18 protein-coding genes are annotated in these 20,128 nt (G+C 55.4%); 1 reads left to right on the plus strand and 17 read right to left on the minus strand.

Annotation, left to right across the window (positions count from 1 at the left end; all coding sequences use genetic code 11):
- Positions 1–28: 28 nt before the first annotated feature.
- From prmC to CV944_RS04495, 11 genes are all read right to left on the minus strand, one after another.
- Positions 29–901, minus strand: a complete 873-nt coding sequence (gene prmC / locus CV944_RS04445; RefSeq protein ID WP_033017325.1) for a peptide chain release factor N(5)-glutamine methyltransferase — start codon at positions 899–901, stop codon at positions 29–31.
- On the minus strand, positions 891–1,967 hold the full coding sequence (gene prfA / locus CV944_RS04450) for a peptide chain release factor 1 (protein ID WP_095860120.1): 1,077 nt from the start codon (positions 1,965–1,967) through the stop codon (positions 891–893). Before prfA ends, prmC begins: the two co-directional genes overlap by 11 nt.
- A gap of 94 nt (positions 1,968–2,061) precedes the next feature.
- Positions 2,062–2,502 carry a hypothetical protein gene (locus CV944_RS04455; RefSeq protein ID WP_033008404.1) on the minus strand — a complete coding sequence of 147 codons (441 nt, stop codon included), beginning with the start codon at positions 2,500–2,502 and terminating at the stop codon, positions 2,062–2,064.
- Between the two features lie 54 nt (positions 2,503–2,556).
- Complete coding sequence (locus CV944_RS04460; RefSeq protein WP_100659061.1) at positions 2,557–3,180, minus strand: thymidine kinase; 624 nt, start codon at positions 3,178–3,180, stop codon at positions 2,557–2,559.
- A 158-nt stretch (positions 3,181–3,338) separates the two neighbouring features.
- Entirely contained in the window at positions 3,339–3,539 is a 201-nt protein-coding gene (gene rpmE, locus CV944_RS04465; protein WP_008880715.1) for a 50S ribosomal protein L31, read from the minus strand.
- Positions 3,540–3,794: 255 nt separating this feature from the next.
- Positions 3,795–5,069 carry a transcription termination factor Rho gene (gene rho / locus CV944_RS04470; protein ID WP_033008408.1) on the minus strand — a complete coding sequence of 425 codons (1,275 nt, stop codon included), beginning with the start codon at positions 5,067–5,069 and terminating at the stop codon, positions 3,795–3,797.
- A 319-nt stretch (positions 5,070–5,388) separates the two neighbouring features.
- Positions 5,389–6,351 (minus strand): class II fructose-bisphosphatase, encoded by a 963-nt coding sequence (gene glpX, locus CV944_RS04475; protein ID WP_100663889.1) that lies wholly within the window; start codon positions 6,349–6,351, stop codon positions 5,389–5,391.
- Positions 6,352–6,385: 34 nt separating this feature from the next.
- Positions 6,386–7,672 carry a UDP-N-acetylglucosamine 1-carboxyvinyltransferase gene (locus tag CV944_RS04480; RefSeq protein ID WP_100659062.1) on the minus strand — a complete coding sequence of 429 codons (1,287 nt, stop codon included), beginning with the start codon at positions 7,670–7,672 and terminating at the stop codon, positions 6,386–6,388.
- A 130-nt stretch (positions 7,673–7,802) separates the two neighbouring features.
- Complete coding sequence (fsa, locus tag CV944_RS04485) at positions 7,803–8,444, minus strand: fructose-6-phosphate aldolase (protein WP_033008413.1); 642 nt, start codon at positions 8,442–8,444, stop codon at positions 7,803–7,805.
- A 93-nt stretch (positions 8,445–8,537) separates the two neighbouring features.
- Positions 8,538–9,401: a class II fructose-bisphosphate aldolase gene (locus tag CV944_RS04490; protein WP_033008415.1), complete on the minus strand. Its 864-nt coding sequence runs from the start codon at positions 9,399–9,401 to the stop codon at positions 8,538–8,540.
- Positions 9,402–9,553: 152 nt separating this feature from the next.
- On the minus strand, positions 9,554–9,916 hold the full coding sequence (locus CV944_RS04495) for a response regulator (protein WP_033008416.1): 363 nt from the start codon (positions 9,914–9,916) through the stop codon (positions 9,554–9,556).
- 123 nt (positions 9,917–10,039) lie between these two features.
- Here CV944_RS04495 and CV944_RS04500 point away from each other — a divergent pair, with 123 nt between their 5' ends.
- Positions 10,040–10,561, plus strand: a complete 522-nt coding sequence (locus tag CV944_RS04500; RefSeq protein ID WP_033008417.1) for a DUF2529 domain-containing protein — start codon at positions 10,040–10,042, stop codon at positions 10,559–10,561.
- A 57-nt stretch (positions 10,562–10,618) separates the two neighbouring features.
- Here CV944_RS04500 and CV944_RS04505 read toward each other — a convergent pair whose 3' ends face one another.
- The 6 genes from CV944_RS04505 to CV944_RS04535 form a co-directional block, all read right to left on the minus strand.
- Entirely contained in the window at positions 10,619–12,250 is a 1,632-nt protein-coding gene (locus tag CV944_RS04505; RefSeq protein ID WP_044745379.1) for a CTP synthase, read from the minus strand.
- A gap of 159 nt (positions 12,251–12,409) precedes the next feature.
- Complete coding sequence (rpoE, locus tag CV944_RS04510; protein ID WP_100659063.1) at positions 12,410–12,970, minus strand: DNA-directed RNA polymerase subunit delta; 561 nt, start codon at positions 12,968–12,970, stop codon at positions 12,410–12,412.
- Positions 12,971–13,170: 200 nt separating this feature from the next.
- Positions 13,171–16,428, minus strand: a complete 3,258-nt coding sequence (gene icmF / locus CV944_RS04515; RefSeq protein WP_100659064.1) for a fused isobutyryl-CoA mutase/GTPase IcmF — start codon at positions 16,426–16,428, stop codon at positions 13,171–13,173.
- 17 nt (positions 16,429–16,445) lie between these two features.
- The gene (locus CV944_RS04520; RefSeq protein WP_063210992.1) at positions 16,446–17,078 is read right to left on the minus strand and encodes a TetR/AcrR family transcriptional regulator; all 633 of its coding nucleotides are present in this window, start codon (positions 17,076–17,078) and stop codon (positions 16,446–16,448) included.
- Positions 17,079–17,256: 178 nt separating this feature from the next.
- Positions 17,257–18,399, minus strand: a complete 1,143-nt coding sequence (locus CV944_RS04525) for an acyl-CoA dehydrogenase (RefSeq protein ID WP_100663890.1) — start codon at positions 18,397–18,399, stop codon at positions 17,257–17,259.
- Positions 18,400–18,932: 533 nt separating this feature from the next.
- Positions 18,933–20,066: an acyl-CoA dehydrogenase gene (locus tag CV944_RS04535; protein WP_033010749.1), complete on the minus strand. Its 1,134-nt coding sequence runs from the start codon at positions 20,064–20,066 to the stop codon at positions 18,933–18,935.
- Between the last annotated feature and the right edge of the window lie 62 nt (positions 20,067–20,128).

Raw genomic sequence — 20,128 nt, forward strand, 5'->3', positions numbered from 1 at the left:
TGGACGGCGCCGCTTCATTTTAAACCTATCAATCTAATTTTTTTCTTGTCATATATACCATCCGCTCTTTGCCGTTCAAATCAACGGCGACCTCAATCTCAGCATCTGGAAACGCTGCAGCCAAGAGCGCCGCCACCGCTTTTCCCTGCCCGGCACCGATTTCAAATGCCGCGAGCGAAGGGACACCGAGCACAAGCGGGAGCTCGCGGGCAAAGCGGCGGTAAAAGTCAAGCCCATCACGGCCGCCAAACAGCGCCGTATGCGGCTCATGCTCTTTTACGACAGGCGAAAGGACCGCCGCATCCATCTCCGGGATGTACGGCGGGTTGGACACGACAACATCAACCGTCTGTCCGCCTTGTATAAACGGCTGCAGCAAATCGCCGCATCGAAATGCGACGCGCGCGCCAAGCCGTTCGGCGTTTTCCTTGGCGACAGCGAGCGCTTCTTTGGAAATGTCGGTGGCGGTCACGGACAGCCGCTCGTTTTCAAGCGCCAGCGTGATGGCGATCGCCCCGCTGCCGGTGCCGACATCAACGACATCGATCCGTCGGCGGCCGGCAAACAGGCGGGGAAGGCGCTCGAGCACCCCGAGCACAAGCTCTTCCGTTTCCGGACGTGGGATCAACACGTGGCGGTTGACGAGAAACGGCCGGCCATAAAACCATTCATAGCCAATCAAATATTGAATCGGCACATGCTCCATTGCATGGCGACGCACATCGGCCGCAAACCGTTCGTACAACGCTTCCTCAACCGGCTCCCGCCAGCGAGCGAACAGCCCGGCCCGATCGACGGCCAAATGATGGCACAGCAGCCACTCCGCCGCCCGTTCTTCTTTTCCATGGGCGCGCAAAAAAGAAGAAGCCCAGGCGAGGACTTCGTGGACGTTACGACGCATCGTTCGCTTGCTCCAATTTTTTCGCCTGATCGTCCAAAATGAGCGCCTCGATAATTTCGTCGAGGTGGCCATCGAGCACTTGATCGAGCTTTTGGATCGTCAATCCGATGCGGTGGTCCGTGACGCGGTTTTGCGGGAAGTTGTACGTCCGGATGCGCTCGGAACGGTCGCCGGTGCCGACTGCCTGCTTGCGCGTTTGGTCATATTCGGCGCGCGCTTCTTGCTGGTACTTGTCATAAATGCGGGCGCGCAATACTTTCATCGCTTTTTCTTTGTTTTTGATTTGCGATTTTTCGTCTTGGCACGTGACAACAATGCCGGTCGGAATATGGGTGAGGCGCACGGCCGACATTGTCGTGTTGACGCTTTGCCCACCCGGTCCGCTTGAGGCGAACGTGTCGACGCGAATGTCTTTTTCATTGATTTCGACTTCGATTTCTTCCATCTCCGGCAGGCAGGCGACCGTCGCCGTCGACGTATGGATGCGCCCGCCTGACTCCGTTTCCGGGACGCGCTGGACGCGATGCGCGCCGTTTTCAAACTTGAGCTTCGAATATGCGCCTCTTCCGTTGACCATAAAAATGATTTCTTTATAGCCGCCGAGGCCGGTCGGGCTCGCTTCGATCACTTCCGTCTTCCACCCTTGCGATTCCGCATAGCGCGTATACATCCGGTACAAGTCGCCGGCAAACAGCGCTGCCTCTTCACCGCCGGCGGCCGCGCGGATTTCCATAATGACGTTTTTCTCATCGTTCGGGTCTTTCGGCAAAAGCAGCACTTTCAGCTTTTCAACAAGCGCCTCTTCCCGTTCTTCCAGCTCGTCAATTTCCTCTTTCACCATCTCCCGCAGCTCCGGATCGAGCTTTTCCTCAAGCATCGCCTTCGCTTCCGCGAGTTGGTCGCGAACCGATTTGTATTCACGGTACGTTTGCACCGTTTCCGCCAAATCAGCCTGCTCTTTCGAATAATCGCGCAGTTTTTTCGGATCATTGATGACTTCCGGATCCATTAAAAGTTCATTCAGCTTCTCATACCGTTGTTCGACAGCTTCCAACCGGTCAAACACATCACTCACCTCTGTTTTTCCACACAGTCTAATTTCAAATTATACCATGAAAAAAGGCCAAACAAAAACTCCCGCTGTTCGCAAGCGGGAGCTTTTAGTTCAAGCGCACAACAATTTCGTATGTCGGAATCGCTTTTGTCAACAATTTGTCGATGCGGCTCGCCTCGCGCCGCCGCTCTGCAGCAGACAACTCATCCGGCACATCGACGGTGACATACATATTGCCGCCGTGAAACCAAACGGAAACGGGGCGATAGTCGGTGTGCCGCTCGATCAGCTGCATTGCTTTGCGCGTATCGGCGCGCTGATTTTCGCTTCCTTCGGTCAAACTGATGAAGTTCGGATTTTGCCGCGTTTTTTCCGGATCGTCAAAGTTGTTGTACAAGTCGCGGTCGGCATCGATTTTCGGCCGTCCATCCGTCATCAGCCGCGTGCCGTTTTTGTCTTCGCTTTGCTGACGGTAGGACGGGTGATCCGGGTTGAGCGAGCAGGCAGAAAGAAGCAAAACAACCCCTAACAGCCAGATGCGTTTCATCATTTCGCCTCCCTGCTGTTAGGATGTCCGCAACAGGCAAGAATATGTACGCCTTCATTCGCCTGCCCGTTCGGAAAGCGGGCGGCCGTACCATTTGTTCTGTTTGCCCGGCACTTCATGGTGATGGCGGCAGCGCGGTTCGTACGCTTCGCTGGCGCCGACCAAAATGACCGGATCATCATAAGAGGCAGGCGCCCCGTTAATGAGCCGCTGCGTCCGGCTGGCCGGGGAGCCGCACACCGTGCATACCGCTTGCAGCTTCGTCACCGACTCGGCGATCGCCATCAGCGCTGGCACCGGCCCAAACGGTTCGCCGCGGAAATCTTGATCCAACCCGGCGGCGATGACGCGATAGCCGCGGTCGGCGAGCGTTTGGACGACGTCGATAATGTCATCAGAAAAAAATTGCACTTCATCGATGGCGACGACATCGGTGGCGGCGGAAATGTAACGAAACATTTCCGCCGGCGTCGCGACCGGAATGGCGATCACCGAATTGCCGTTATGCGACACGACGGCATCTTCGCGGTAACGGTTGTCGATCGTTGGTTTGAACACCTTCACTTCCTGTTTGGCAAACTGAGCGCGGCGGATGCGGCGGATCAGCTCTTCCGATTTGCCGGAAAACATGCTGCCGCAAATGACTTCGAGCCAGCCGGACTGCGTCATCACGTACATCGGGCCCTCTCCTTTCGCTCCACACTGTCATCGAAACGATGAGCGCCCCTGCCAGGCCAGGCCAAAACGGCCGGGGCACCCTGACGACAGGGGCCGTCCATCTAGTTTCACGAAAAAGCAGGCAAGCGGTGCGCTTGCCTGCTTTCGTCCGTCCTTGGTTACTTAAGGCCGTATTTTTTATTGAATTTATCGACGCGGCCCGCTGCCGAAACGAATTTTTGTTTGCCCGTGAAGAACGGATGGCATTCCGAGCAAATCTCAACGCGCAGTTCGTCTTTGACCGAACCGCTTTCGAACTCGTTTCCGCATGCGCAGCGGACGATTACTTTTTTGTACGCTGGATGGATCCCTTGTTTCATCGTTTTCATCTCCTTCCGCCCTGTATCTCATCGAAACAGAGTTATTCGTTCGTGCGGGCTCAGCCAAGCCAAGACTTCTCCCGGTTTGGCCGGGCACCGCGCATGGAACGGCCGGGGCTTCGCGGAAGCGGCCCGGCCGGTGCAGACGGTTCATCGTATGAACACATCGATGTTGGTCCAAACACACATGTTAAGATTATAACAGCTTTTCCGCTCATTTGCAACGGGCGATTCCCGACAAATTCCGCCAGCTTGTTATAGGCGAAGCGGGCCGCCGTTTCTCCATTCTTGCTCAAGCAGCGCGAAAAACTCTTCGTTTGATTTTGTGCGGCGCAGTTTGTTCAAAAACCGCTCGATAAAATCCGGCGAGTCGGCCATCGTTTTGCGAATCGCCCACAGTTTTTCTAAATGTTCTTTCGGGATGAGCAGCTCCTCTTTGCGCGTCCCGGAGCGGCGAATGTCGATGGCCGGGAAAATGCGGCGCTCGGCGAGCGAGCGGTCGAGATGGAGCTCCATGTTGCCCGTCCCCTTGAACTCTTCGTAAATGACGTCATCCATGCGTGACCCGGTGTCGATGAGGGCGGTCGCCAAAATCGTCAGGCTGCCGCCTTCTTCAATGTTGCGCGCCGCGCCGAAAAAGCGCTTCGGCCGATGAAACGCCGCCGGATCGATCCCGCCCGAGAGCGTGCGCCCGCTCGGCGGAATGACCAGGTTGTACGCGCGGGCGAGGCGCGTGATGCTGTCCATCAAAATGACGACATCGCGCTTATGTTCAACAAGCCGCATCGCCCGCTCCAAGACGAGTTCAGACACCCGGATATGGTTTTCCGGCACCTCGTCAAACGTCGAGCTGACGACTTCTCCTTGCACCGACCGCTCAATGTCGGTCACTTCTTCGGGCCGCTCGTCAATGAGCAAGACGATCAACTCGACATCTGGATGGTTCGTCGTAATGCTGTTGGCGATTTCTTTCAGCAGCATCGTTTTCCCGGCTTTCGGCGGCGCGACGATCAATCCGCGCTGGCCGAAGCCGACCGGCGCGATCAAGTCGATGATGCGGGTCGACAGCTTGTCCGGGGTCGTTTCGAGCTTCATTTGCCGGTTCGGATAAAGCGGTGTCAACGCCGGAAAGTGGACGCGTTCCTTGGCGATTTCGGGGTCTTCGCCGTTGACCGCTTCGACATGAAGCAAGCCGAAGTAGCGTTCGTTCTCTTTCGGCGGCCGCACCTTGCCGGATACTTTGTCTCCATTGCGCAGATCAAAACGACGGATTTGGGAAGCGGAAATGTAAATGTCTTCCGAGCTCGGGGAATAGCCGACCGGACGCAAAAAACCGAATCCTTCCGACGGAATGATTTCGAGAACGCCTTCCATGAACGAGAGGCCGTCTTGTTCGGCACGCGCTTTCAAAATGGCAAAAATAAGCTCTTTTTTCGTCAACTTGCTGTAATAAGAAATTTTGTATTGCTTGGCGAGCTCATACAGCTCTTTGAGCTTCATGTTTTCTAAAGCCGCTAACGTTAATTCCATTTTGACACCACACTTTGCAAAGTTTCCTATTCTCCCATCGTGTTTGTTCGGGCATCGTTCGACAGGCGAAGGGATCTCATTTCGTATTAAGAAGATAATGAAGGCTGAAATGAAGTAGAATGGCAGAGCTTATTTTTGCATAAGCAACACGACTATTTTACCCTTTTTTCCGCTTTTTAATCAATCTTTTTTTCGTTCCGGGCAAAGCGGCGCCTCTCGATGCCGGCGCCGCCAAGACGGATGGAAAGGAAAGCCGCGGGATTGTTGTCGTTTGATTCCAATGAGCGGTGTAGGCGCTCCGGCCCGTCGGCGGAACGTCTCACTTAAAGACCAAATTCGGTTTTTTCTTCAAGCTGTGCCGCCCTTCGATAAAGCGGACGGTGCCGGATTTGGCGCGCATGACGACCGAGTGGGTGAGGCCGTACGCCCCCTTGAGCTGAACGCCGCGCAACAGTTCGCCGTCCGTGACGCCGGTGGCGGCAAAAATGGCGTCGTCCCCTTTCACCAGGTCGTCCATGCGCAGCACTTTGTTGACGTCAATGCCCATTTTCTTGCAGCGCTCGAGCTCGGCCTCGTTTTGTGGCAGCAGTTTTCCTTGCAGCTCGCCGCCGAGGCATTTTAACGCAACCGCCGCGAGCACTCCTTCCGGCGCGCCGCCCGAGCCGAACAAAATGTCGACGCCGGTATGGTCGAACGCCGTGTTAATGGCGGCGGCGACGTCACCGTCATTAATCAGCTTAATGCGCGCACCGGCTTCGCGCAGTTCTTGGATGAGCCGCTCATGGCGCGGACGGTTGAGGACGATGGCGACGACGTCTTCAATATCCTTATTTTTCGCCTTCGCCACCGCTTTTAAATTGTCGATGATCGGCGCCTCAATATCAATCATGCCGACCGCTTCCGGGCCGACCGCGATTTTCTCCATGTACATATCGGGCGCATGAAGCAAATGGCCGTGGTCGGCGACCGCGACGACCGCCAAGGCGTTCCAGCCCCCGGACGCGACGATGTTCGTACCTTCGAGCGGGTCAACGGCGACGTCAACGCGCGGGCCGTAGCCGTTGCCGAGCTTCTCCCCGATATACAGCATCGGCGCTTCGTCCATCTCCCCTTCGCCGATGACGACCGTCCCTTTCATCGGCACGGTGTCAAACACATCGCGCATCGCTGAAGTAGCGGCCTCATCAGCTTCATTTTTTTTCCCGCGACCCATCCAGCGGGCGGCGGCGAGCGCCGCCGCCTCGGTCACGCGCACGAGTTCCATCGATAAGCTTCGTTCCATCGCTGTTCTCCCCTTCCCCTTTGCTGTTGGACTATCAAACATTTTTCACTTGCTCGATTTCTTCATCCGTCATTTTTTCGCGCCAAATGGCGGCGCCGAGTGCGGACAGCTTCTCGACTAAGCCGCTGTAGCCGCGGTCGATATGCTCGACGCCGGTAATTTCCGTCACCCCATCAGCCATCAGTCCGGCAATCACAAGCGCGGCCCCGGCGCGCAAATCGCTCGCCTTCACTTTCGCCCCTTGCAATTGGACCGGGCCGGTGACAATGGCCGAGCGGCCTTCCACTTTTACGTTGGCGTTCATGCGCCGCAGCTCATCGACGTGTTTGAAGCGGGCGCTGTAAATGGTATCCGTGACGATGCTTGTGCCGTTCGCTTTTGTCAATAAGGCGGTAAACGGCTGCTGCAAATCGGTTGGGAAACCGGGGTAGACGAGCGTCTTGACGTCAACCGCTTTCAAAACATCAGAGCCGCAGACGAGAATTTGGTCTTCTCCCGTCTCGACGCGCACGCCCATTTCGCGCAGTTTGGCCGTCAGCGATTCGACGTGCTGCGGGATGACGTTGTCGACGACGACTTCATTGCCCATCGCTGCAGCGGCAATCATGTACGTGCCGGCTTCAATCCGGTCCGGAATGATGGCGTGGCGGCAGCCCGATAATTTTTCGACGCCGTCGATGCGGATGACATCGGTGCCTGCGCCTTTAATTTTCGCGCCCATGTTGGAGAGCAGCGTCGCCACATCAATGATTTCCGGCTCTTTTGCCGCGTTTTCGATAATCGTCCGCCCTTTGGCGCGCACCGCCGCCAGCATGATGTTGATCGTCGCGCCGACGCTGACGACGTCCAAAAAAATGCGGGCTCCGCGAAGCTCCTCAGCGCGCAAATAGATGGCGCCCTGCTCGTTCGTGACGGTGGCGCCGAGCGCTTCAAACCCTTTAATGTGCTGATCGATCGGGCGCGGTCCGAGGTGGCAGCCGCCCGGCAGGCCGACAACCGCTTTTTTGAAGCGTCCGAGCATCGCGCCCATCAAATAGTATGAAGCGCGCAGCTTTTTCACCTTTCCGTTCGGAAGCGGCATGGAAACCATGTTCGTCGGGTCGATGACCGCCTTCTTGCCGTCAAATGAAAACGAACCACCGATTTCTTCGATCAAGCTTCCTAAAATGCGCACATCGGAAATGTCCGGCAATCCTTCGATCGTCACCGGCGACTCGGCCAAAATCGCTGCCGGAATCAAGGCGACCGCGCTGTTTTTCGCGCCGCTCACTTTGATTGTTCCCTGCAGCCGATCCCCGCCGATGATTTTGATTTTATCCATCGTCGTCTCCCTTCTTTGCTCGGAAGTGGCTTCACCTTTCGGATGAGAAGACAAGGCCGGGCGGGCTCAGCACCCCACCCCGGGCCGGGCGGGGTGAGCCCGCTTGCCTTTAGAGGCAAACGCCTTATTTTCATTGTTGCCGATTCCAGTCGGCAAGAAACTTCTCGATTCCTTGATCGGTGAGCGGATGGTGGAACAATTGCATCAGCACTTTGTACGGGACGGTGGCGATGTGCGCCCCGCGCAACGCTGCTTCCGTCACATGGTGCGGGTGGCGGATCGAAGCTGCGATGATTTCCGTTTCGATGCCGTGAATGTTGAAAATGTCCGCAATCGTGGAAATGAGCTCTAAGCCATTATGGCCGATGTCATCGAGGCGGCCGAGGAACGGAGAAACGTATGTCGCGCCGGCGCGCGCCGCCAATAGCGCCTGGTTGGCGGTAAACACGAGCGTCACATTCGTTTTAATGCCTTTTTCGCTGAACGTTTTTACCGCTTTTAACCCTTCCGGCGTCATCGGCACTTTAATGGTAATGTTCGGAGCGATTTTCGCCAGCTCTTCTCCTTCCTCAATCATGCCGGCCGCATCGGTCGAAATGACCTCGGCGCTCACCGAACCGGAGACGATGGATGTAATTTCGCGCAGCCGGTCATGGAACGAAACGTTTTCTTTCGCCACTAAGCTCGGGTTGGTCGTGACGCCGGCCAAAATGCCGAGCTCATGGGCGTGTTTAATTTCTTCCAAATTGGCGGTATCAATGAAAAATTTCACTACGTATCCCTCCTTGTCATTATTTGGACGCAGGCAGGCAAGCCCGGGTGACGACCGAAAGCTGCCTGCCAGGCCGATCTTGCCGTTTGCTCGTTATTGCGCCGCTTTTCCGGACGAGCCGAATTCGCGCATTTTGCCGATGACCGTCGCTTTGATCGCGTCGCGGCCCGGACCGATAATTTTGCGCGGATCGTAGACGTTCGGGTCTTTGGCAAGCAGTTCACGGACCACTTTGGTAAAGGCGATTTGGTTTTCCGTATTGACGTTGATTTTCGATGTGCCAAGGGAAATGGCGCGCTGAATTTGTTCAGTTGGAATGCCGGTGCCGCCGTGCAAAACGAGCGGAATGCCGGTCAAATCGCGGATTTGCTCCATTTCGGCAAACCCGAGCTTCGGCTCCCCTTTGTACGGGCCGTGCACCGAACCGAGCGCCGGAGCAAGGCAGTCGATGCCTGTCCGTTTGACAAGTTCTTCACATTCTTTCGGATCGGCGTAAATGACGCCTTCGCCGATGACGTCATCTTCCTGCCCGCCGACAATGCCGAGCTCGGCTTCAACCGAGACGCCGCGCGCATGGGCGTACTCTACGACTTGTGAGGTAATGCGGACGTTTTCCTCAAACGGATGATGGGAGGCGTCAATCATGACCGAGGTGAACCCAGCATCGATCGCCGCTTTGCATTTTTCAAAGCTCGAACCATGGTCAAGATGGATGGCGACCGGAACGGTGATGTTCATGTCTTCCATTAAGCCTTTTACCATGTTGACGACCGTTTTAAACCCGCCCATGTAACGGGCCGCCCCTTCGGAGACGCCGAGAATGACCGGCGATTTTTCTTCTTCGGCGGCCGCTAAAATCGCTTGCGTCCATTCCAAGTTGTTGATGTTGAATTGGCCGACCGCATATTTGCCGCGCAGCGCCTCGTTGAGCATCTCTTTCATCGATACTAACGGCATGGTTACATCCTCCTTAGTTGATCGTCGTCTTTGTCGCCATGGCGAAACATAGGCCGACAGGCGCAAAATGCATCTACGTTAATAAGCATACCAACTTGCCGGCAAAACAGCAACCATTCCCTTCGTTAGTGCAGCTGACACAAAAAAGAGCTTTACGAAGAAAGATGGCTTTTGACGGCGGCGCGCAAGTCGTCGATGTCAAATGGCTTGGCAAAATGCATGAGCGCCCCAAGCTCTTTCGTTTCCTGAATCATATCCAGCTCGCCGTACGCGGTCATAATGATCACTTTGATGTCCGGGTCGATGTCTTTGAGCCGCTTTAAAATTTCAATGCCGTCCATGCCGGGAATTTTCATATCGAGAAGCACGAGGTCGGGATGGTGTTTGCGGACGATTTCCAACGCCTGCATGCCGTTGGCCGCCTGATAAGTCACGTACCCTTCCCGCTGAAACACTTCATTTAACAAGATGCGGATGCCGTACTGGTCGTCGACGATTAAAATTTTGTTGCCCACATTTATGCACCTCTATTCCCTGTTTTCTCCCTATTAATGTTTCGCATTTCCCGAACGTATTTCCTGCTTGCTTTTCGGATCATTTACGGATTTTGTATAATAGCGGCGAAAGGAGGCCAAATGATGAAAATTTTGGCGACGCAAACGATCGGGCTGCTGCAAAAAATCGCGGCGGACGAGGAGTGGGCGCTTGAGGACGGGGCGCGCCTGCTCGCCCAGGCGGTCGTCGGCGACGGGCGCATCTGGCTGTACGGAGCAGGCGAATTGGACGCGGTTGTCACCGCCGCGCTTCTCGGTCCGGATCGGCTGCCAAAGGCGGCGCGCATCGAATCAAGGGAAGCGGGCGATTGGAACGAAACGGACCGGGCGCTCGTATTCGCCCGTTTTTCCAACGACAACGAAGCGATCCGCCTCGTGGAACAGCTGCAGGGGCACGGCGTTGATACGGTCGCCGTCTCAGCGCTCGTCAAAGACGAGCCGGGCTTGGCGGAGCTGGCCGCTGTCCATATCGACAGCAAACTGTCCCGCCCGCTCGTGCCGACGGAAGACGGGCGTCGCATCGCCATGCCGACCGTGACCGCCGCTTCGTTCATCTACTATGGGCTTGTCGTGTTGCTTGATGACATTTTGCAAGAATATGCCTAAAAAGAGAGGGTGTCCCGTTGCGTTGGGACACCCTCTTTCTTGCTGCGCCGCCGGAGGCTATACCGTCCCCTTGCCTAGGGCGGCATATCCTTCTTTTGATTGCAGCGCCGCTTTGACAAACTCGCGGAAGAGCGGCTGCGGCCGCGTCGGGCGCGAGGTGAATTCAGGATGGAACTGCGCGGCGACAAACCACGGATGGTCTTTCAGCTCGATGATTTCCACAAGCCGTCCATCCGGGCTCGTGCCGGAGAAGACGAAGCCATGCTCTTCTAATAGATGGCGGTATTGATTGTTGAATTCATACCGATGGCGATGGCGTTCGTAAATGACTTCATCGCCGTACGCAGCGTAGGCGAGCGTTCCTTCCTGCAGCTTGCACGGATACAGGCCGAGGCGAAGCGTGCCGCCTAAATCTTCGACATCCTTTTGCTCTGGAAGCAAGTCGATGATCGGATGCGGCGTATTCGGGTCAAACTCGGACGAATGGGCGCCAGACAACCCGACAACATGGCGGGCAAATTCAATCGAGGCGAGCTGCATTCCTAAGCAAATGCCCAAAAACGGCACGCGCTGCTCGCGGGCGTAGCGGATCGCCTCGATTTTCCCTTCCACGCCGCGGTCGCCAAACCCGCCCGGAACCAAAATGCCGTCCGCGTCTTTCAGCAACTCCGCCACATTGTCGCGCGTGACGTGCTCCGCATTCACCCATTGGATCTCAATGTCTGTATCAAATGCATAGCCGGCATGGCGAAGGGCCTCGACGACCGAAATGTAGGCGTCCGGCAGTTCAACATACTTGCCGACGAGGGCGATTTTCGTCGTTTTCGACAAGTTTCGCACTTTCTCGACGAGCGCTTTCCACTCCGTCATATCTGCTTCACGGCAGTTGAGGCGCAAATGTTCACAGACGATTTGATCGAGCTTTTGTTCTTGAAGCATAAGCGGCACCGCATAGAGCGTGTCCGCATCGCGGCACTCAATGACTGCCTTCGGGTCGATGTCGCAAAAGAGAGCGATTTTGTCTTTCATCTCTTGCGGCATCGGCATTTCTGTACGGACGACGATGACGTTCGGCTGGATGCCGAGGCTGCGCAGTTCTTTCACGCTGTGCTGCGTCGGCTTCGTTTTCATTTCCCCGGCTGCCTTGATGTATGGCACAAGCGTGCAATGAATGTACATGACATTTTCGCGGCCGACGTCGCTTTTGATTTGGCGGATGGCTTCCAAAAACGGCAACGATTCAATGTCGCCGACCGTGCCGCCGATTTCCGTAATGACGACATCGGCGTTCGTTTCCCGGCCGGCGCGGAAGACGCGCTCTTTGATTTCGTTCGTGATGTGCGGAATGACTTGCACCGTGCCGCCGAGGTAATCGCCGCGCCGCTCTTTGCGGATGACGGCGGAGTAGATTTTCCCGGTCGTGACGTTGCTGTATTTGTTCAAATTAATATCGATGAACCGCTCATAATGGCCTAAGTCCAAATCCGTTTCCGCGCCGTCATCGGTGACGAACACTTCGCCGTGCTGATACGGGCTCATCGTTCCCGGGTCGACGTTAATGTACGGGTCGAACTTTTGAATCGTCACGTTCAGGCCGCGATTTTTCAAGAGCCGCCCGAGCGACGCAGCTGTGATCCCTTTCCCGAGCGAAGAAACGACACCGCCCGTCACAAAAATGTATTTCGTCATTTTGTCTTCCCCCTTGCCGAAGTTACAATAACAGTGTTTGCGAAAGGGCAAATAAAAAAACGCTCCGCTTACCATATGTAAGGGAGCGACTGATGAATTCGTCCATTTTTCAAGAGCCCAACACACATTGTACCGAATTCCTCAAACAAAGTCAAGCGGTTATTCGTCTTCCTCCGCTTCCTCGAGATCCAGCTCTTCGTCAAGCGGTTCATCGTCCAAATCAAACGGTTCGTCGTCGAGAATGTTCTCATCGTCAAAAGCAACGTCTTCGTCCAGATCGAATTCCTCGTCTTCGAGCAGCTCTTCGTCGTCAAGCTCGAGCTCTTCCTCATCGTAGTCATCAAGATCGTCGTAATCGAGATCCTCTTCGTCAAGCAGCTCTTCGTAATCATCGTATTCATCATCAAGCGCTTTTTTCTTCTTCTTCGGCTTGACGATCGTCACCGTTTCGTCTTCCGTCTGGTCAAACGGATACCACGCACGCAGCCCCCAGACGTTTTCCCCAACGCAAATAAACCGCCCGTCGATGTTTAAATCGGTATAATATTGGGCAAGCCGCGCGGCGATGTCGTCTTCCGCCATGCCGGTTAATACCGCGGCTTCGCGGACGATTTGGTCGAACGGCAGCGCCTCGCGCTTGTCAAGCAAAATGAGGTTCGCCAGTTCGACGAACGACATCTCCTGCAATTCCTCTGGCGAGTATTGCTGCTGCAGGCTCAAGTTCAGCACTCCCCTTCTATATAATGAAACAAATGAATGCAAGTGGAATACATACCATTCATTATAAACAAATTGTCGGGGTTTATGCTACATATTTGGCGAAAAAAGCAAAAGAGAGCCGCCCCTGCAGGCGGGACGGCCTTCGTTCCTCTTGAACCGGCGTCTCTTCCTTTTCTCCTCTTGGCAACGTTTGCGCCGTTCTACATATTCCGCCGGTATTGCCCGCCGACTTCGTACAAGGCGCGGGTGATTTGCCCGAGGCTGGCGACTTTCACGGTTTCCATCAATTCTTCGAAAATGTTGCCGCCGCTTGTCGCCACTTGCTTCAGCCGTTCGAGCGCTGGACCGGCTTTGTCTTTATTCCGCTCTTGGAATTCGCGCAAATTGCGGATTTGCGTCTCTTTTTCTTCATACGTCGCCCGGGCGAGCTGGATGTTGTTCAGCTCCTCCTCTGACGGCGGATTCGGGTTTAAGAACGTATTGACGCCGATGATCGGCAGCTCGCCGCTATGTTTTTTCGTTTCGTAATAAAGCGACTCGTCTTGAATTTTGCCGCGCTGATATTGCGTCTCCATCGCCCCGAGCACGCCGCCGCGGTCGTTCAACCGTTCGAACTCTTGCAGCACCGCTTCTTCCACTAGGTCGGTCAGCTCTTCGATAATGAACGACCCTTGAAGCGGATTTTCGTTTTTCGCCAAGCCAAACTCTTTTGTAATAATGAGCTGGATCGCCATCGCCCGCCGGACCGACTCCTCGGTCGGTGTGGTGATCGCTTCGTCATAGGCGTTCGTGTGCAGCGAGTTGCAATTGTCGTAAATCGCCAACAGCGCCTGCAGCGTCGTGCGAATGTCGTTAAAGTCAATCTCTTGCGCGTGCAGCGAACGGCCGGACGTTTGAATATGGTATTTCAGTTTTTGGCTTCGTTCGTTGGCGCCGTATTTTTCGCGCATGACGACCGCCCAAATGCGGCGCGCAACGCGGCCGATGACCGAATATTCCGGATCGAGGCCGTTGCTGAAGAAAAACGACAAGTTCGGCGCAAAATCGTCAATGTGCATGCCGCGGCTCAAGTAATACTCGACATACGTAAAGCCGTTCGCAAGCGTAAACGCCAGTTGCGTAATCGGGTTGGCGCCGGCTTCGGCGATATGGTAGCCGGAAATCGACACCGAATAATAGTTGCGGACGCGGTGCTTGATGAAATACTCTTGGATGTCGCCCATCATTTTCAAGGCAAAGTCGGTTGAGAAAATGCACGTATTTTGCCCTTGGTCTTCTTTTAAAATATCGGCTTGCACCGTGCCGCGCACCGTTTGCAGCGTATACGCTTTCACTTGTTCGTACTCTTCCGGCGTGAGCGGGCGGCCAAGCTCGGCCTCTTTTTTCTCGACTTGCTGGTCAATCGCCGTGTTCATAAACATCGCCAGCAAAATCGGGGCCGGGCCGTTGATCGTCATCGACACCGAGGTGAGCGGATCGCACAAGTCAAATCCTTTGTACAGTTTTTTCATGTCATCGAGCGTACAAACGCTGACGCCGCTTTCGCCGACCTTGCCGAAAATGTCCGGCCGGTAGTCCGGATCTTCGCCGTAAAGCGTCACCGAGTCAAACGCCGTGCTGAGCCGTTTCGCTTTGTCTTCTTTGCACAAATAGTGGAAGCGGCGGTTTGTGCGCTCCGGCGTCCCTTCGCCCGCAAATTGCCGTTTCGGGTCTTCGCCTTGGCGCTTGAACGGGAAGACGCCGGCTGTATACGGGAACGAGCCGGGGACGTTTTCTTTATACACCCAGCGCAAAATTTCCCCGTAGTCTTTGAATTTCGGCAAGACGACTTTCGGAATGTCCAAACCGGACAACGTTTTCGTCGTCAGTTCGGTGACAATTTCTTTGTCCCGCACTTTTGTCACGAATGTCTTCGCCGCATATTTCGCTTTCGTCTCTTCCCATGTCGCCAAAATGCGCTTCGATTCGGGCGTCAGCTTCGCTTCGTAATCGGCTTTGAGCGTTTCGAGCGCGCGGATCACGTCTTCAGCTTCGTCCCGTTCCTTCGCCGCTTCGATGGCCCCTTCGATTTGGAAGAGGCGTCGGGCCACCTCGACTTGCTGCTCGGCGCGGCGGTGGTACGAGCGGACCGTCTCCGCGATTTCGCGCAAATAGTAGCGGCGCTCATTCGGGATGATGACGTTATGCTTTTCAACGTTGGCAACGGTTTTCAAATTCGTCTTCCAGTTCGTTCCCGTTTTCCGGTTGATCGTATCGACAAGTGCGACAAAAAGCGTATTCGTGCCCGGGTCGTTAAACTGGCTGGCGATCGTGCCGTATACCGGCATTTCCGATAGATCGCGGTCAAACAGCTGATGGCTTCGTTGATACTGCTTCTGCACTTGCCGTTTTGCATCTTCCGAGCCTTTGCGTTCAAACTTGTTAATGGCGATCAAATCGGCGTAATCGATCATATCGATTTTCTCAAGCTGCGTTGGCGCTCCGAATTCGCTTGTCATCACATACATCGAAACGTCGCATACTTCGGTAATGGCGGCATCGCCCTGGCCGATCCCGCTCGTTTCGACAATGACGAGATCAAAACCGGCCGCTTTGACGACCGAAATGGCGTCGCGGATCGCCGGCGACAGCTCAGAGCGGGAATGGCGCGTCGCAAGGCTCCGCATATAGACGCGCGGCGAATGGATGGCATTCATCCGGATCCGGTCGCCTAACAGCGCCCCGCCCGTTTTTTGTTTCGTCGGGTCGACGGACAAAATGGCGATTTTGATATCCGGAATTTCATTTAAAAAGCGGCGCACGAGCTCATCGGTGAGCGAACTTTTCCCCGCCCCGCCCGTGCCGGTGATGCCGAGGACCGGCACACGCTTTTCCATCGTCTTCACTTGCGCAATCGCTGCTTCAGCGGCGGCCGCCGCCTCATCCGTCGCCTCGGCGCGGTATTCGCACAGCGTGATGAGCCGGGCCACGGCTTGCACATCGCCGGTTTGGAGCCGTTCGATTTCATCGGTCACGGCAGTCACGGTCGGAAAATCGCATTCTTCAAGCATGACGTTAATCATTCCTTGCAGGCCGAGGCGTCGGCCGTCTTCCGGCGAGAAAATGCGGGCGATGCCATACTCGTGCAGCTCCTTGATTTCCCGCGGGATGATGACGCCGCCCCCGCCGCCGTAAATGCGGATATGGGATGCGCCCCGCTCTTGAAGCAGGTCATACATATATTTAAAAAACTCCATATGCCCGCCTTGGTACGAGGAGACGGCAATGCCTTGCACGTCTTCTTGAATGGCGGCGTTGACGATTTCTTCGACCGAACGGTTATGGCCTAAATGGATGACCTCGGCGCCGCTCGCCTGCAAAATGCGGCGCATAATGTTGATTGAGGCGTCATGGCCGTCAAACAAGCTCGATGCAGTCACAAAGCGGACGTGATGCTTCGGACGGTAAATGTGCGCCATCGTTTCTTCTCCCCCTTTTAGACTCGCTGTTTCTCCATAATCCCCCTTAATAAAAACTCGGTTTGCAGTTCGATATATTCATCGAGTGTATACATTTTCCGCAGCACCCAACGGCGGAACGCCCACATTTGCCCAAGAACGACGATGTTGTGGGCGAACAGGCGGATTTCGCTTTCAGAAAGCTGCAACGCCCCGCTCTCAACGCATGCGCGCAAAATATGTTCGAAAATCGCCGCCATATCGAGTTCTTTATTCAACACATACGGCAGCGATTCTTTGCTTAGCGCTTTCACTTCTTGATACATGACGAGCACTTCATCATCGAGTTCATCAACAACGCGGAAATAGTGGGCAATGGCGCGCCTTAACCCTTCGATCGTGCCATGGTGGGCACCGAGGTCTTGTTCCGTCCGCTCCCGCACTTCGTCGTAAATGCGGTCGCACACGAGATAGAGGACGTCTTCTTTCTTGCGGATGTACTCGTACAACGTGCCGATGCTAAATCCGGACGCTTTGGCGATCTCCCTTGTCGTCGTTTGGTGGAAGCCTTTTTGTTTAAACAGCGAAATGGCGCCTTTAATCATTTCATTGCGCCGTTTTTTCACAAGCTTTTCGTCTTTGACTGAGGCGATTACTTCCCGCTTTTTCATGACCGGTTCCTCTCCCCCCTATCCCCGTTTGGCGGCGAAGCGGCGCCCGCTCCCCCCGCCGTTGGTGCGGGCGCTAAGAGTGCAAAGCGGAATGGACGGCTTCGCCAGTCCATCGATGTGCCGAGCGGTGCGCAAACGGCGGCCAGCCGCCGCGGCGCCGCTGAACAGAGGCGCGGCGTTAATCGCGCGTCAACGCGCGCGAGATGACAAGACGCTGAATTTCCTGCGTTCCTTCGTAAATTTGCGTAATTTTCGCATCGCGCATAAACCGCTCAACTGGATAGTCTTTCGTGTAGCCGTTGCCGCCGAAAATTTGCACCGCCTCAACGGTCACTTTCATGGCTGTGTCGCCGGCAAACAACTTCGCCATCGCCGACGCTTTGCCGTACGGCAGGCCGTTTGACTCAAGCCATGCCGCTTGATACGTCAAGAGCCGCGCTGCTTCAATCGCCGTCGCCATATCGGCGAGTTTAAAGGCGACGCCTTGCTGCTCGGCAATCGGTTTGCCAAACTGGACGCGCTGCTTGGCGTAATCGACCGCGGCGTCAAGCGCCCCTTGAGCGATGCCGACCGCTTGGGCGGCAATGCCGTTTCGGCCGCCGTCAAGCGTCATCATGGCGATTTTGAACCCTTCTCCTTCTCGGCCGAGCAAGTTTTCTTTCGGGATGCGGCAATCTTCGAAAATCAGCTCGGTCGTCGGCGACGAACGGATGCCGAGTTTCTTTTCTTTTTTGCCGATTGAAAAGCCCGGCGTCCCTTTCTCGACGATAAAGGCGCTGATTCCTTTATGCCGCTTTTCCGGGTCGGTGACGGCAAAGACGACGTAAATTTCCGCCTCGCCGCCGTTGGTGATCCATACTTTCGACCCGTTTAACACGTAATGGTCGCCGTCTTTTACAGCGCGCGTTTTCATCGACGCGACGTCAGACCCGGCCCCCGGCTCGGACAGCCCGTACGCCCCGAGCTTTTCCCCGGTCGCCAAGGCGCGCAAATACTTCTGCTTTTGCTCTTCCGTGCCGAACTTGTAAATCGGCCAGCTGGCGAGCGAAATGTGGGCGGAGAGCGTCACCCCGGTTGAAGCGCAGACGCGCGACAGTTCCTCAACGGCGATGACATACGCCAAATAGTCGCTGCCGATGCCGCCGTACTCTTCCGGCCACGGAATGCCGGTTAAGCCGAGTTCCGCCATTTTGTTGAAAATGCTGCGGTCAAACCGCTCTTCTTCATCGCGTTCAGCGGCTGTCGGCGCCACTTCGTTTTCAGCAAATTCGCGCACCATTTTTCGCAGCATTTCATGTTCTTCGCTCAATCGAAAGTTCATCGTTTCATTCCCCCGTTTTCCTATATAAGTTGCAATTTTGTTTTACATGGCATTGTTCGCTCTTCTTGTCACCGTGCCAGCTTGTTAGGTGATAAAGTAAAGACGGGACATGGAGGTCGGATCCGAAATCCTCGTCCCCCGTGCCAGCGTGATCACCATCTTCCAGATACAGACATAAACTTGTTGGTGAGTTCCCGTTGCACCACAAAACGCCGCAAAAGACAGAGCCCCATGTTTATGCCTCGATCCCTGAAAGCGGCGTTGTTCGGTCTTCCGAAAACCCGGCGCTTAGAGCTATTTCCACCATTTCATTCGATCGCCAATCATGAGCTGGCTGAACACAAGCTTTTCTGCCTCTTTCCTCGAACAAGAACGCCAGCGGGCAAATGCCATTTGCCCGCAAAACGTCCATTGTTCGAGGAGGGCATGCTGTCGCATGCCCAGTCGGCAAGCGAACGGCTTGCCGACTACGGCAGAAAAGCTAGGAACAGAGCCTTCTCATCTGGTTCGGATTGGTTCATCAGCATGCCTGACTACAAATGCTTGCTGATGACGATGCGTTGGATTTCGCTCGTTCCTTCGTAAATTTGCGTAATTTTCGCATCGCGGAACAGCCGCTCGACGGGATAATCTTTCGTATAGCCGTTGCCGCCGAACACTTGCACAGCTTCGATGGCGTTGTCCATGGCGGCTTGTGAAGCGAACAGCTTTGCCATCGACGCCTCTTTGCTGCACGGCAGCCCTTGGGCGCGCAGCCAGGCGGCGCGGTAGACGAGCCATTTCGCCGCCTCGGCTGCTGTCGCCATATCGGCGAGCTTAAAGGCGACGCCTTGCTGTTCGGCAATCGGCTTGCCAAATTGCACCCGCTCTTTTGCATAGGCGACGGCGTGCTCGACGGCTGCCTCGGCGATGCCGAGCGCCTGGGCGGCGATGCCGATTCGGCCGACGTCAAGGTTCGCCATCGCAATTTTAAACCCTTCTCCTTCCTGGCCAAGCAAGTTTTCCGCCGGCACTTCCGCATCCTCGAACGTAATCGTCACCGTGCGCGACCCGTGCAGCCCCATTTTTTTCTCGTCTTTGCCGATCGCCATCCCTTTCGTTCCTTTTTCGACGATGAACGCCGAGATGCCACGGCTGCCCGCTTCATCCGGATTCGTGCGGGCGAATACGATATACGTATCCGCTTCGCCGCCGTTTGTAATGAAAATTTTCGATCCGTTCAAGACGTACACATCGCCGCGGCGCACCGCTTTTGTCTTCAAGCTTTTTGCGTCCGAGCCGGCGCTCGGTTCGGTGAGGCAAAACGCCCCCAAATATTCGCCTCGGGCAAGCTTTGTCACGTATTTTTGCTTCTGCTCCTCGGTGCCGAAGTACAAAATCGGGTTTGTGCCGACCGATGTATGCACCGACAAAATGACGCCGACTGTCGGGCTTACTTTCGAAATTTCATGAATGGCGATAATGTAGGAAATGAAATCCATGCCCGCACCGCCGTACTTCTCGGGAACCGTGATCCCCATCAAGCCGAGTTCCGCCATTTTCTTTAAAATCGGGCGCGGAAATTCCCCTTGCTCCATGCGCTCGACAAACGGGGCAATTTCCGCTGCGGCAAACTCGCGCACCATTTGCCGCATCATTTCCTGCTCTTCGGTAAAGCGAAATTGCATGAGATGGCCTCTCCCTTCCTCTTGTTGCTGGCTCGATGTTGCATTTGGCGCCGCCCGCCTCG

The sequence above is a fragment of the Geobacillus sp. WSUCF-018B genome (genome assembly GCF_002809985.1).
GTDB classification, from domain to species: domain Bacteria; phylum Bacillota; class Bacilli; order Bacillales; family Anoxybacillaceae; genus Geobacillus; species Geobacillus thermophilus.